The following is a 13,091-nucleotide window of genomic DNA, read 5'->3' on the forward strand; positions in this document are numbered from 1 at the left end:
CTGCTGGGCCGCAACGGCGCGGGCAAGACCACGCTGCTCGAAACCCTGCTGGGCCTGCGCGAGCCGCAGGCCGGCGAGGTGCGCCTGTTCGGCCAGCCGGCGCTGACGCCGGACGACGCGTTGCGCGCGCACCTGGGCTACGTGCCGCAGCAGGCCGCGCTGTTCGAGGACTTCACGGCCGGCGACCTGCTGCGCTACTTCCGCAGCTTCTACCCGCGCTGGAACGAGGCGAAGGTCGACGGCCTGATGTCGCGCTGGGAGATCCCGCGCGACCGCCGCATCGGCCAGCTCTCGCAGGGCCAGCAGCAGCGCCTGTCCATCATCCGCGCGCTGGCGCACGAGCCCGACCTGCTGGTGCTCGACGAGCCCGTCGCCAGCCTCGACGCCGCCGGCCGACGCGATTTCCTGCGCGAACTCGTCGACCAGGTGCTGGACCGCGGCACGACGGTGCTGTTCTCGACGCACATCCTGTCGGACCTGGAACGCGTGGCCTTCAACATCGCCTTCCTGAGCCGCGGCCGCATCGCGCTGCAGGCGTCGCAGGACGTGCTGGCCGACGAGATCCGGCTGCTGGCCGGCCCGATCGGACGGCTGCAGGCGGCGGTCGACGCGCTCAAGGGCCAGGTGCTGAACCGGCGCGACCTCGGTGAGCAACCGCGCTGGCTGGTGCGCTTCCCCGACGGCCGGCTGCCCGAAGGCGACGCCGTCATGCGCTGCGAGGCGCTGAACCTCGAGGACCTGTTCCTGGAGATGACGCAGTGAACGCCGCGCCGACGCTGCCGGGCCAGGGCGCCCGCGCCGACGACCGCCTCGCCGGCCACCTTGCCGTGTTGCGCGCGCTGCGGCCGGTCCTGCCCCGGCTCTGGCTGCTGCTGTTGCCGTTGGCCGGGCTCACGGCACTCGGCGCGATGAAGTCGGCGTCCGCAGCGGCGACGGTGTTCTGCATCACCGCCGCGGTGATGCTGCAATTCGCGTGGTGGATGGTCGGCAGCGCGCTCTTCTCGCAGAACCATCCGATCGCCGCGCGGCTCGTGCCCGGTCACGTGCGGTGCCTGCGCGAGACGTCGCTGGCGATCGTCGGCGGACTGTCGCTGCTCTCCGGCCTGCTGATCCACTTCGCCTTCGGGGCCTTCCTGCTGCCGGTGATGGGCGCGGCGGTGTTCATGGTCGCCTTCGCGATGACCGCACGCTGGACCAACGCCTGGTTCGTGTTCTGGGTCCTGCCCTGGCTCGGCTGGCCCTTCGTGAAGGAAAGCGCCGTGTGGCGCGCCACGCTGCCGGTGCTGCGCGAGGGCTTCGAGCGTCAGCCGCTGGTCGTCTCGGCCCTGGTGCTGACTGCGTTGGGTTGGGCGCTCTGGCGCATGTTCCAGGACGGCGGCGTGGCGCATGCGCGTTCATGGGAATCCGCGCGGCAGATGCGCGACATCATGCGGCTCCAGGGCGGTCGCGCCCCGCGGGTGCCGGAAGGACCGATCTCGCGCGCCATGGTCCGCACCTTCAGCTGGGGCATGCCGCCGTGGCGCGAATTCCTGCTGCGGCGCGCGCAGCCGACCCCGGACAGCGTCGCCGCGCGCGCGGAACTCGCCGCGCTGCGCAGCCTGCATTGGATCGGGCAGTTGAGCGCGGCCTCGCTGGTCTTCGCGGGCATGCTGCTGGCGAGCGTGGTCATGCACCGGACGATGGCGCCCGACGTCGCGATGCGCGTGCTGCAAGGCGCGATGACGGGCGCGTCCTTCGGCCTGATGTGCGCGCTGCTGGGGCCGGCGGTCGGACTCGGGACCGTCTTGCATCGCAGCCGGCAGGAGCAGGCGCTGCTCGTGCTGGTGCCCGGGATGCCCCGCGGCGCCGCGATGAATCGCGTCCTGGCGCGTCGGCACATGGTGCAGTTCCTGTGCTTGTGGGGGTTCGGGGTCGGGCTGCTGGCGGCGGTCCTGGCGCTGCTGCCCGACATGTGGATGCCGCAACGGCCGGTGATCGGCCTTTACTTCGCGGCAGGGGCCTTGCCGTTCAGCCTGATGCTGTGGCGCGACTGGGCTCGTCAGCACGCGCCGGGCGGCGGCACCATTGCCGCCATGGTGAGCGGCGCGTTGCTGCTGACCGGCGCCGGCTTCGCGGCGAGCATGACCTGGGGGCTGACGGTCTGGCAGGTCATCGCGATCTCGGCGGCCGCCACCGCGGCGCTGGGGGTCTGGCGCTGGCGCGCGACGCAGCGTGCCGCGCCGTTCTGGCCGGTCGGGCGGCACGCGGGAGACTGAATCTTCCTACGTCGGTGAAGCGGCGTCTTGCGCCCACTGTTGCGCAAATATCTCGCCGAAGAAATTCCGTTCCAGAAAGCGGAAGGCCTCCTTTCGGAGGCCTTCACACTCTTTACACTGGGGCTCCCTCACGGGTTGGCTTACCAGCGCGTCGAGGGCAAGTGTACTCCAGTCATGTTCCGGGACAGGGGCGGGATGCATCCTCCAGCCAGCGTATTCGAGCAGATCGTTTCCAAGCCACGATTGGACAGCTATCGCAACTACTGGAAAGTGGGCGCGGATGAAGCGGTCGGCTTGTACATGTGGAACGGTGAGGTTTGCGGCGAGCTTGCCAAGCTCCTCTCCTACTTCGAGGTCGCCCTCAGGAACAACATCCATCGCGAGCTCAGTCTCAACACGACTGGAGGTGCTTCAGCAAGCAGCCACTGGTGGGACGTGCTCTCGAGCCAGCTGAAATCTGGCACGATGGACAAGGTCAACGAGGTCCGTCAGAAGGCACATCCGGTTGCTCCGAATGCCGATGAGATCGTTTCACGTCTGTCCTTTGGCTTCTGGCCGAACGTGTTGACGTGGGTGGCACGGCACCGGACCACACTGATGCCGCGAATTCTTCCAGCGCACCCGCTGAGCCAGCTCGGCGCGCCGCTCAATTGGACAAATTCGACCGCCCGCCGAAATGCGCTGACCGAGTTCTTCGAGATCAAGGATCTACGGAATCGCATCGCGCACCACGAGCCACTGTGGAAGTTTGCGGCCGTCATGGACACGTCGACCTCGCCCGCAACCGTCCTCGCGCCGGCTTCTGTCGACGAGGCGTCGAGTCTTACCCGGTTTGCGCGTCTGCTCCAGCGTTACGACCTTGCAGTCCATGCGCTGTCACCGGATCTCTCCGCGCACATCCGTCGTTCGTCCTGGCGGGTTAGGGTGGACTACCTGCTGTCGAAGCGTGGACTGAATCGCTACAAGAACGGCGCACATGTCGCAGAGCCGAGTGCCATCAGCACACTAGCGCTCCGGCAACAGTTCGCCGCAGTGATCAGGCGAAACCGACCGGTCCGCCTCCTCGATCATGCCGGCGAAGGTCTGTTCATTCCGGCCTGAAGTTTTCTCGGCTCAGATCGGCAGCTCGGTGTAGTAGCGCCCGCCGTGGAAGATCAGCGGCTGCGCCTGTTCGGCGCGGGTGCAGGCCTCGACCTCGCCGACGAAGATGACGTGGTCGCCTTCCTCGTACTGGCTGCGGTTCGCGCATTCGAAGACCGCGGCGCAGCCTTCCAGCACCGGTGCGCCGCCGCAGCCCTCGCGGAAACGCACGCCGGCGAAGCGGTCGATGTCGCGCGTGGCGAAGCGCTGCGCCAGTTCCTTCTGGTCGGCCGCCAGGATGTTGATCGCGTAGTGCGAGCCGCGGCTGAACACCGGCATCGAGCCGGCCCGGCGCGCCAGGCTCCACAGCACCAGCGGCGGGGACAGCGACACCGAGTTGAACGAGTTGGCCGTCAGGCCCACCAAGGTGCCGTCCTCCGCGCGGGCGGTCACGATGGTGACGCCCGTGGCGAACATGCCCAGCGCCGCGCGGAACTCCTGCGGGTCGAGCGGCGAAGTGGCACAGGTCGGAGACGGCGTGATCAGTGGCGACTGGGACATGATGACCGGGATTGTCGCCTGCCTAGAATCTCGCCATGCCTGATGCTGACTTCCTCCCCGACGCCGACGTCCACCTGCCGTCGGCCCCTGCTTATGGTTTCGGTCGTTGCGATTGCCGCCGCTGCGGCGCGGACGGCGCACCGCGCCAGCCCGCACGGCGCCTGTTCACGGGCCTGATCGCGGCCGGCGGCGCGCTGGCGCTCGCGCCCGCCTGGGCGCAGGACGGCGTCGATGTCGGCAAGCAGAGCCGCTTCACCAAGCTGGTGTCGGCCGAGCAGGTCGAGGCCGCCGCGCAGCAGCAGTACGCGCAGATGATGCGGCAGGCCCAGGCGCAGAAGGCGCTGGCGCCGGCCAACAACACGCAGCTGATCCGCCTGCGGGCGATCGCGCAGCGGATCATCCCGTTCGCCGGGTCGTGGAACGCGCGCGCCCAGCAGTGGCGCTGGGAGGTGAACCTGATCGGCAGCAAGGAGCTCAACGCGTTCTGCATGCCGGGCGGGAAGATCGCGTTCTATTACGGGATCCTGCAGCAGCTGCAGCTCAGCGACGATGAGGTCGCGATGATCATGGGCCACGAGATGGCGCACGCGCTGCGCGAGCACGCCCGCGAGCGCATGGGCAAGAACATGGCGACCAACGGCGCGATCCAGCTGGGCGCCGCGTTGTTCGGCCTGGGCGACGTCGGACGCGGCCTGGCCAACATGGGCGGGCAGCTGCTGTCGCTGACCTTCAGCCGCGAGGACGAGAGCGAGGCCGACCTGGTCGGCATGGAGCTGGCCGCGCGCGCCGGCTACAACCCGCAGGCCGGCATCACGCTGTGGGAAAAGATGGGACAGGCGAGCAAGGGCGCGCCGCCGCAGTTCCTGTCGACGCACCCGTCCGGACCGACGCGGATCCGCGACATCGAGCGCACCCTGCCGCGCGTGCAGAACCTGTACGCCCGCGCGCCCAAGCCCGACCAGCGTTACCAGCCGCCGGCCCCCGCCAAGTCCTGAACCCCTGAAGGCCTGAAGGCCGGAAAGCCGGAAAGCCGGAAAGCCCGATGGCATCGGGCTTCCCCTACGGTTAGGTGTTGGCACAGCGATTGCCGACGCCGCCCACGAGGTCCACACTTGGCCTCGTCCACCTGAGGGTCCACATGCCGGGTCAGGAGCCATCGCACGGCTCGGGTGCATCCCCCGCCCCCGAGGAAGGCGTCGCGCACGTCGGGGCGGCGCTCGACTACGTCACCGACGCGGTAATCCTGCTCGAGCACGACTGGACCATCGAGTTCGTCAACGTTGCCTTCGAGCGCGCCAGCGGTCGGCAGCGCGAGGCGCTGATCGGCAGGAATTACTGGAGCTGCCTGTCCGGCGCGATGGGCGAGCGCTTCGACGTCGAGGCCCGTTCCGCGATGCAGACGCGGGCTGCGCACATCTACGAGGAATTCAATGCCCGCCTGAGCAAGTGGTTCGAGTGCCGGGCCTTCCCCTGCGAGCACGGCCTGGTGGTGCTGTTCATCGACGTCACGATGCGCAAGGCCGACGAGCTGACGCGCGTCGATTTCGAGGAGAAGCTGATGCGCATCCAGCGGATGGAATCGCTGGGGACGCTGGCCGGCGGCGTCGCGCACGACTTCAACAACATCCTGGCGGCGATCCTCGGACATGCGGGGATGATGCTGGACGAACTGCCGGCGACCTCGCCGCTGCGCGGGCACATGCAGCAGATCAAGCGGGCCGGCGACCGGGCGCGCGAGATCGTGCAGCGCATCCTGGCCTACGCGCGGGGCAGCGGGCATGAGCTCTCCAAGCACAAGCTGCGGCCGCTGGTCGAGGACAGCATCGGCCTGTTGCGCTCGACGCTGCCGGCGTCGGTGCTGCTGACGGTGGACCTGCACGGCGACGACTGCGTCGCGACGGTGGATCCGGCGGAGGTCCAGCAGGTCGTGCTGAACCTGTGCACCAACGCGTGGCAGGCGATGCCCGGCGGGCACGGGAAGCTGCATGTGGCGCTGCGCGCGGTGCAGTTCGACGTGCCGCACGCCTTTGCGATCGGCCGCGTGGCGCCGACGCATTACGCGGAGCTCAGCGTCCGCGACGACGGTCACGGCATGGAAGAGGACGTGGTGAAGCGGCTGTTCGAGCCCTTCTTCACGACCAAGCCGCGCGGCCAGGGCACTGGCCTGGGGCTGCACATCGTGCACGGCATCGTGCACGCGCATGGCGGCGCGATCGACGTGCAGTCGCGGCCGGGGACGGGGACGGTGTTCTCGGTCTACCTCCCGGTGGTGGGCGGCGACGCGGCGACGCTGGACACGGCGGCGCTGACGAAGGTCGCCGAGCCCGGCGCGGGCGAGCACGTGCTCTACGTCGACGACGATCCCATCGTGCTGATGATGGTGGAGGCGCTGCTGAAGAAGGCGGGCTACGACGTGCGCACCTACGCCGAGCCGACGGAGTGCCTGGCCGACATCGAGGAAGGTCGCGTGCCGGTGCAGCTGCTGATCACCGACTTCAACATGCCGGGGATGAACGGGCTGGAGCTGGCGGTGGCGGTCCGCGAGACCTTGCCGACGGTGCCGGTGATCGTCACGACCGGCTACATCGGCGACGAGCTGACCGACGCGGCCGATCGCATGGGCGGCGTCGCGGTGCTGCAGAAGGAGCGCAGCTTCGAGGAGCTGGTGGAGCTGGCCGCGCTGGCGCTGCGGGGCTTTCCGGAGTCGCGCTTCCTGGACACCGGCCTGTCGTCGCTCTGAGGCCGTCGCGCCGTCCTGCTCCCTCTCCCGCTTGCGGGCGAGGGGGAGGGTGGGGGTGGGGGCCAGCGGCCGGCGCAGTCCCTCAACCCCAGCGCCCGCCGACGAAGGGATTCGTCCGGCGCTCCTCGCCGAAGCTGCTTTCCGGGCCGTGACCGGGGACGAAGACCGTGTCGTCACCCATCGGCCAGAGGCGCTCGTTGATGGAGCGGATCAGCGTGGCGTGGTCGCCGCCGGGGAAGTCGGTGCGGCCGATGCTGCCGGCGAAGAGCACGTCGCCGACGAAGCAGCGCTGCGCGCTTGCGGAGTGGAAGACGACGTGACCCGGCGTGTGGCCGGGGCAGTGGCGCACGGTCAGGGTCTCGTGGCCGATCTGGACGGTGTCGCCGTCCTCGAGCCAGCGTGTGGGGGTGAACATCTCGGCGGGCGGGAAGCCGAACATCGCGGCCTGCTGCGGCAGTCCGGCGATCCAGAACTGGTCGCCCTGGTGCGGTCCGATGATGGGAAGGCCGCGCAGCCGGGCGAGCTCACCGGTGCCGCCCGCGTGATCGATGTGGGCGTGGGTCAGCCAGATCGCCTTGAGCGTGAGGCCGAGGCGCTCGACCTCGGCGAGCAGGCGGGGCACCTCGCCGCCCGGGTCGACGATCGCGGCTTCATTCGTGACGTCGCACCAGACGATGGAGCAGTTCTGGCGGAAGGGGGTGACGGGGACGGTCTGGTCGCGGAGGGGCATGGCGGCGGTGATATTCGGCTTCGGCGGGTCAAACGACTTCAGTCTGAAAGTCAGTCCGGCAATAGTCCTGCCACCCGGTAGTTCTCGATCAATGCATCGAAGAGTTTGATGTCCGATCGCCCCCGCGCCATCAGCTGTGCGCCAGCAACCGCCGCGAAGATCGCATGGGCGCGCTGCTGCGAATCCCGCGCGGTCGCGATGCCCGCGGCCACCAGCGTCTTCGACAGCCAGGCCACGTTGACATCGGTGAAGGCCAGGACTTCCTTCCTGACGTCCTCGGGCAGATCGTCGTACTCGGCCGTCATGAAGCTGGCCATGCACATGCGGTTGTCGTTGGACAGCGCGGTGCGGAAGGTCCCCGGGAATCGGCGCAGACGCTCGGTCGCATCAGGGAGGGTCTTGGTCATCTCGTCGAGCGCCGCACCGGCATCCTCCCAGTAACGCCGGGCGACTGCTGTCGCCAGGTCCGCCTTGCTCGGGAAGTGGTGGTAGAGGCTCGCCGCCTTGATACCGACTTCTTCCGCCAGCGTGCGCAGATTCAGTCCGCCATAGCCGTGCGCCTGCGCGATGCGCGTGGCGACCTCCAGGATCCGGTCCTTGGAACTCGTGCTGGTCGGGGCTTCGGCTGCTCTGCTCATGCCTCATTGTCTCAAGAGCAGCAAGCGCCCGCCAAATCTCCTTGCCGGAACAAATGGCGTTGACGCGCCGCCGCCGTTGCTCGTATTCTTCAACCTAACGAACGTTAGGTAGTTCGTGTTCGACCCTCAGGGTTGAACCCTGATTCTTCTCACATTGAAAGACTCCCATGAGCAACGGACTTGTCCATCAGGACGCGACAAAGCTGGCCGAATTGATCCGCACGAAGGAAGTGTCGCCTGTCGAGGTCGTGCAGGCGCATCTGGACCGCATCCAGGCCGTCGATCCTCAGATCAATGCGATCGTGACCATCGCCGACGACGCACTGAACGCCGCGAAGCGGGCCGAAGCGGCCGTCATGGCCGGCGAGCGCCTGGGGCCGCTGCACGGCGTGCCATTCACGGCGAAGGACTCCATCGACTCCGCGGGCGTGGCGACGCAGTTCGCTTCGCCCATCTTCAAGGGGCGCGTCCCCGACACCGATGCCACCGCCATGGCGCGGATGAAGAACGCCGGCGGCATCCTGCTCGCGAAGACCAACCATCCGGAGTTCTCGTTCTGGATCGAGACCGACAACCTGCTGTCGGGCCGCACGCGCAATCCCTGGAACCTCGATCGCACGCCGGGCGGATCGAGCGGCGGTGAATCGGCGGCCGTCGCCGCCGGCATGACGCCCATCGGCATCGCCACCGACATCGCCATCTCTGTTCGAGGCCCCGCCGCGCTGACCGGCGTCGTCGGCCTGAAGGCGACCCATGGACGGATCCCGATGACCGGTGTCTGGCCGCGCGTGCCCCGCCGCTTCTGGCATCTCGGCCCGATGGCCCGCAGCGTTCGCGACGTTGCGCTGGCCTATTCGCTGCTGGCCGGACCGGACGGTGCGGATGGCAACGCCATCAGCCCGCTGGCGCTGGATGCCGGCGTGGGTGCGAAGCCCGGTCGGCCGGTGCGTGTCGGTGTCCTCATCGAGCCAGGATTCGGCTTGATCGACAGCGAGGTCGCCGCGACCGTTCAGGCGGCCGCCGACGCCCTGAAGGGCCTGGGCGTGATCGTCGAGCCGGTGCGCATTCCGGTGCTGGAGCAGATCAACGCGCTCGAGTTGCTCTGGAAGCTGCAGGTGATGGAGACCAAGCCGGCCTTCAAGAAGATCACCGCCGGTCACGAAGACAAGATCTTCAAGCACGTGCAGGGCATCTACGACACACCGGACACCTCGATCGAAGACTTCGTCGCCGCGGAGCAGCAGATCGAGATCATGCGGGACGGCTTCGCCCAGTACTTCCAGAAGTACGACGCGCTGCTGTGCCCGGTGACGCCGGTCTCGTCGCACGGCCACGATGCCGCGGAGTTCGTCATCAACGGCCAGACGGTGTCCTCGCTGCACGTGATGGATCCGACGGCGTTCTGCAACGTCACCGGCCTGCCCGGCATGACGCTGCGATTCGGCACGAGCAGCGACGGCATGCCGATCGGCGTTCAGATCGTCGCGCCGTGGCTGGCGGAGTCCACCGCGCTGCACCTGGCGGCGCTGCTGGAAAGCGTGAGCACGGTGCGCCACCTCCACCCGAGCCTGGCGAAGATGGGCCTCAAGGCCTGAGGAGGCGTCGTTGAGTCACGCCCGGTGCACGCGCCGGGCGCGGCTCATTTCCTCGTCTCGGTGCTCGTGAAGCGCGCATGGAACTCGTCGGAGAACAACTCGGCGAGCGCCTCCGACAGCGCGCGCGAGCGCTCCTCGCCGTAGACGCGATCGAAGCGCTCCTGGGCGAGGCGCCAGACGCGTTGGCTCTCCGCCAGCTTCTTCTTGCCGGCCGGCGTCAGCGAGGCGAGGCGGCTGCGTCCGTCGGTCTCATCGCGGATCTGCTCGACGTAGCCCTCGCGTTCGAGCGGCTTCAGATTGCGGGCGAGCGCGGAGCGGTCGAGCACCAGCGAGGCCGCGAGTTCGCCCATGGACGGCGCGCCGCCGGACTTCTCGATGTGCGAGAGCACCTGGTACTGCGACAGCTTGATGCCGCAGGGTTCGAGCATGCCGTCATAGAGCTGCGACATGCGCCGCGCGGCCTTGCGCAGCGTGCCGCAATTGCAGGGCGGGTCGTGCTTCGCAGCCGCCGAGGATCGGGACGACATCGTGGGAACTCCAGGAAGGGGTAGGGCCGGCGTCGGCTGGCTTGACACATTCTTGCATATGCCACTAAATTAAATGCGTGCATATGCCAATACTTTGGCGACGCACCTTGCCCACGCATCCGATGGGATGAAAGAGTCCATGACTAAGCCATTCGACGTCAGGCGTCGCCTTCTCCTCGGCAGCACGACGGCGCTCGCCGGTCTTGCGCTTCTGGGCCGGTCCGAGCACGCCAGTGCCAGCGCCGGCTCGCGGTCGTCCGCAGCGCCGAACGGTGATCCACCCAACGCCTTCGAGACGATCCATCAGATCGCAACCGATCAACTGAGCATCGGCTACGCGCAACTGGGGCCGGCGGACGGCCCGGTCGTCATCCTGCTGCACGGTTGGCCTCACGACATCCACAGCTTCATCGAGGTGGCGCCGATGCTGGCGGAGGCGGGCCATCGCGTGATCGTGCCGTACCTGCGGGGCTACGGAACGACGAGGCTCCTCTCGCCGGACACGCCGAGAAACGGCCAGCAGGCCGTGTTCGCGCAGGACGTCATCGGGCTGATGGATGCCCTGCACATCGACCGCGCGGTGATCGCCGGATTCGACTGGGGCGGGCGTGCGGCCAACATCGTCGCCGCGGTCTGGCCGGATCGTTGCCGCGCGCTGGTCTGCGCGAGCGGTTATCTGATCGGCAGCCAGGAGGCCAACCGCAAGCCGCTGCCGCCGCAGGGAGAGCTGCAGGCCTGGTTCCAGTACTACTTCGCCACCGAACGCGGTGCGGCCGGCTACGCGCAGTACCGGGACGACTTCAATCGCCTGGTCTGGCGGAACGCGTCGCCGCAGTTCCAGTTCGACGAAGCCACCTACCAGCGCACGGCGCGGTCTTTCGATAACCCGGACCATGTCGCGATCGTGTTGCACAACTACCGCTGGCGTCTGGGACTGGCCCAGGGCGAAGCGCGGCTCGATGCCCTTGAGGCCCAGCTGGCGCGGCGGCCCAAGATCGCCGTGCCCACGATCACGCTGGAAGGCGACGCGAACGGCGCGCCGCATCTGCCGGCTGCCGCGTACGCGAACCAGTTCACCGGCAGGTACCAGCACCGTGAGGTGACCGGCGGCATCGGACACAACCTGCCTCAGGAAGCGCCGCGTGCGTTCGCGGACGCCGTGCTCCAAGTCCTGGCCTTGTGATCCAGATCGATTCCTTCAAAGCCCGGACCCCGAGATGACCTCGCCTTCGACATGAACGCCACCCAATCGCCTCCGGCGCCGCAGGATGCCCGTCGCATCCTCCTGGTCGCTTCCATGGTGTCCTGCCTCGTGATGCTCGATTCGAACATCGTGGCGGTGGCGCTCCCGACCATTGCGCATTCGCTCTCGGCCAACTTCTCGGACGTGCAGTGGGTAATCACGGCCTACGTCCTGCCGTTTGCGGCGCTGCTGATGGCGGCGGGCTCGTTCGCGGACCTGGCGGGACGGCGACGAGCCGTCCTGCTGGGTCAGTTGATCTTCGCCGTGGCGTCGCTGTTCTGCGGCATCGCCAGCTCCGCCTTGATGCTGAACCTGGCCCGCGCGCTGCAGGGCGTCGGCGCCAGCCTGCTGCTGACCGCCGCGCTGGCCGTGATCAATCACAGCTTCCAGGGCGCGGCACGTGCGAAGGCCTATGCATTCTGGGGCGCGTGCATCGGCATCGCGATCACCAGCGGGCCCATCCTCGGCGGGATCATCTCCAGCACCCTCGGCTGGCATTGGGCCTTCCTGATCAACCTGCCGATCTGCGCGGTGCTGATCGCGGCTACGCTGAAGGTCATCCCGGAGTCCCGCAATCCGGACGCCCGCCGCGTCGACTGGGCGGGCATCGTGCTGTTCACCAGCGGGCTGTTCCTGCTCACCTGGGCGGTGATCTCCGGCAACTCGCTGGGCTGGACCTCACCGGCGATCCTGCTGCGCCTGCTCGGCGGCGCGGCCCTGCTCGTCGCGTTCGCACTGGTGGAGCACTTCCAGTCGCAGCCGATGGTCGACCCGAGGTTGCTGCGGACGCGGGACTTCGCGGGCAGCGCCGCCGCCATGGTGGGGTACGCCGCGGCGGCGCAGGTCATGATCTTCTACCTGCCGCTGTATCTCCAGAACACCTACGACTTCACCCCGGCGCAGGCGGGCGTCGCCATGCTGCCGTTCGCGCTGCCGATGTTCATCGTCCCGCGGCTGGTCAGCGGCTTGGCGCGCAATTCGACCTCGAAAGGCATCCTGGGCGTCGGCCTGGCGGTCACCACGTTCGCGAACGTGGCGCTCGCAACGCTGTCGATGAGCCACGTCAGCTATGTCGTCATCGCGATCGGCATGGCGGTGGCCGGCACGGGCGCCGGCCTGCTCACTGGCGAGACCGCCAAGGCGGTGCAGAGCACCCGGCCGGCCAACCAGTCCGGCATGGCGTCGGGCGTCAGCGCGACCTTGCGCTTCAGCGCGCTGCTGATCGGCGTCGCGGTGCTGGGCGCTGTGCTCAGCGCCGTCACGGCGGGTTCGATGCCGGCGAGCTCGACGCTGTGGGGCGGCGATCCCGCGGTCGCGTGGGAGGCCGCGAAGCAGTTCGCTGCCGGCGACACGATTGGCGCACTCAACGCGGTCGGCGAGCAGGACCGGATCCAGGCAGCGACGCTGCTTCGAGACGCCTTCGCCAGCGGCTTCAGCGCGACAGCGTGGAGCGCCGCGGTGGTCGGGCTCGTGAGCTGCATCCTGACGCTGGCGCTGCTTCGTGGCGATGCCGTCAAGCATGCTGGCGCGATGCACGTCGCACCAGGCGAGTGAGGTTTCTCGTGGCCGTAAATGCCTGGCCGGAGCGCAAGCACCGGCACGATCGTACGGTTTTGCAACGAACAGCCTTCCGGCACGCCTAACGGTTACCTCCGTTGCATCGCCGTGTGCGGTGTCCGTGAGGGGCGCGACGGATCATCGGTGCCGCTGCAATTCCGCGCC

General features: G+C 68.3%; 12 protein-coding genes. 8 read left to right on the plus strand and 4 right to left on the minus strand.

What is annotated here, in order from left to right; translation table 11 throughout:
* The 3 genes from VF536_RS10815 to VF536_RS10825 all read left to right on the plus strand — a co-directional run.
* Positions 1-762 (plus strand): ABC transporter ATP-binding protein (locus VF536_RS10815; RefSeq protein ID WP_331614853.1); only part of this gene is annotated, 762 nt, incomplete at its 5' end.
* Positions 759-2,255 (plus strand): hypothetical protein, encoded by a 1,497-nt coding sequence (locus VF536_RS10820; RefSeq protein ID WP_331614854.1) that lies wholly within the window; start codon positions 759-761, stop codon positions 2,253-2,255. The genes VF536_RS10815 and VF536_RS10820, both read left to right, overlap by 4 nt.
* A gap of 27 nt (positions 2,256-2,282) precedes the next feature.
* The gene (locus VF536_RS10825) at positions 2,283-3,356 is read left to right on the plus strand and encodes a hypothetical protein (RefSeq protein WP_331614855.1); all 1,074 of its coding nucleotides are present in this window, start codon (positions 2,283-2,285) and stop codon (positions 3,354-3,356) included.
* Positions 3,357-3,368: 12 nt separating this feature from the next.
* Here VF536_RS10825 and VF536_RS10830 read toward each other — a convergent pair whose 3' ends face one another.
* Positions 3,369-3,896: a flavin reductase family protein gene (locus VF536_RS10830; RefSeq protein WP_331614856.1), complete on the minus strand. Its 528-nt coding sequence runs from the start codon at positions 3,894-3,896 to the stop codon at positions 3,369-3,371.
* 35 nt (positions 3,897-3,931) lie between these two features.
* On the opposite strand from VF536_RS10830, the gene VF536_RS10835 reads away from it, so the two are divergent.
* Positions 3,932-4,891 (plus strand): M48 family metallopeptidase, encoded by a 960-nt coding sequence (locus VF536_RS10835; RefSeq protein ID WP_331614857.1) that lies wholly within the window; start codon positions 3,932-3,934, stop codon positions 4,889-4,891.
* Between the two features lie 143 nt (positions 4,892-5,034).
* The gene (locus tag VF536_RS10840; RefSeq protein ID WP_331614858.1) at positions 5,035-6,636 is read left to right on the plus strand and encodes a hybrid sensor histidine kinase/response regulator; all 1,602 of its coding nucleotides are present in this window, start codon (positions 5,035-5,037) and stop codon (positions 6,634-6,636) included.
* 82 nt (positions 6,637-6,718) lie between these two features.
* Here VF536_RS10840 and VF536_RS10845 read toward each other — a convergent pair whose 3' ends face one another.
* Both VF536_RS10845 and VF536_RS10850 read right to left on the minus strand, forming a co-directional pair.
* Positions 6,719-7,366: an MBL fold metallo-hydrolase gene (locus VF536_RS10845; protein WP_331614859.1), complete on the minus strand. Its 648-nt coding sequence runs from the start codon at positions 7,364-7,366 to the stop codon at positions 6,719-6,721.
* A 50-nt stretch (positions 7,367-7,416) separates the two neighbouring features.
* Positions 7,417-8,004, minus strand: coding sequence for a TetR/AcrR family transcriptional regulator (locus VF536_RS10850; RefSeq protein WP_331614860.1), 588 nt, complete (start codon positions 8,002-8,004; stop codon positions 7,417-7,419).
* A gap of 167 nt (positions 8,005-8,171) precedes the next feature.
* Here VF536_RS10850 and VF536_RS10855 point away from each other — a divergent pair, with 167 nt between their 5' ends.
* The gene (locus VF536_RS10855) at positions 8,172-9,599 is read left to right on the plus strand and encodes an amidase (RefSeq protein ID WP_331614861.1); all 1,428 of its coding nucleotides are present in this window, start codon (positions 8,172-8,174) and stop codon (positions 9,597-9,599) included.
* 44 nt (positions 9,600-9,643) lie between these two features.
* Here VF536_RS10855 and VF536_RS10860 read toward each other — a convergent pair whose 3' ends face one another.
* Positions 9,644-10,126: a MarR family winged helix-turn-helix transcriptional regulator gene (locus VF536_RS10860; RefSeq protein ID WP_331614862.1), complete on the minus strand. Its 483-nt coding sequence runs from the start codon at positions 10,124-10,126 to the stop codon at positions 9,644-9,646.
* Between the two features lie 139 nt (positions 10,127-10,265).
* On the opposite strand from VF536_RS10860, the gene VF536_RS10865 reads away from it, so the two are divergent.
* Together VF536_RS10865 and VF536_RS10870 are read left to right on the plus strand one after the other, a co-directional pair.
* A complete protein-coding gene (locus VF536_RS10865) occupies positions 10,266-11,309 on the plus strand; it encodes an alpha/beta hydrolase (protein WP_331614863.1) in 1,044 nt (347 codons plus the stop codon).
* Between the two features lie 51 nt (positions 11,310-11,360).
* Positions 11,361-12,923 carry an MFS transporter gene (locus VF536_RS10870; RefSeq protein ID WP_331614864.1) on the plus strand — a complete coding sequence of 521 codons (1,563 nt, stop codon included), beginning with the start codon at positions 11,361-11,363 and terminating at the stop codon, positions 12,921-12,923.
* Positions 12,924-13,091 lie beyond the last annotated feature (168 nt).

The organism is Roseateles sp., assembly GCF_036486225.1.
In the GTDB taxonomy this organism is placed as follows: domain Bacteria; phylum Pseudomonadota; class Gammaproteobacteria; order Burkholderiales; family Burkholderiaceae_C; genus Roseateles.

Coding starts and splice junctions, on each gene's coding strand:
- VF536_RS10870 (WP_331614864.1), top strand. CDS start 11,361: ATGAACGCCACCCAATCGCCTCCGGCGCCGCAGGATGCCCGTCGCATC.
- VF536_RS10830 (WP_331614856.1), bottom strand. CDS start 3,896: ATGTCCCAGTCGCCACTGATCACGCCGTCTCCGACCTGTGCCACTTCG.
- VF536_RS10835 (WP_331614857.1), top strand. CDS start 3,932: ATGCCTGATGCTGACTTCCTCCCCGACGCCGACGTCCACCTGCCGTCG.
- VF536_RS10840 (WP_331614858.1), top strand. CDS start 5,035: ATGCCGGGTCAGGAGCCATCGCACGGCTCGGGTGCATCCCCCGCCCCC.
- VF536_RS10850 (WP_331614860.1), bottom strand. CDS start 8,004: ATGAGCAGAGCAGCCGAAGCCCCGACCAGCACGAGTTCCAAGGACCGG.
- VF536_RS10865 (WP_331614863.1), top strand. CDS start 10,266: ATGACTAAGCCATTCGACGTCAGGCGTCGCCTTCTCCTCGGCAGCACG.
- VF536_RS10860 (WP_331614862.1), bottom strand. CDS start 10,126: ATGTCGTCCCGATCCTCGGCGGCTGCGAAGCACGACCCGCCCTGCAAT.
- VF536_RS10855 (WP_331614861.1), top strand. CDS start 8,172: ATGAGCAACGGACTTGTCCATCAGGACGCGACAAAGCTGGCCGAATTG.
- VF536_RS10845 (WP_331614859.1), bottom strand. CDS start 7,366: ATGCCCCTCCGCGACCAGACCGTCCCCGTCACCCCCTTCCGCCAGAAC.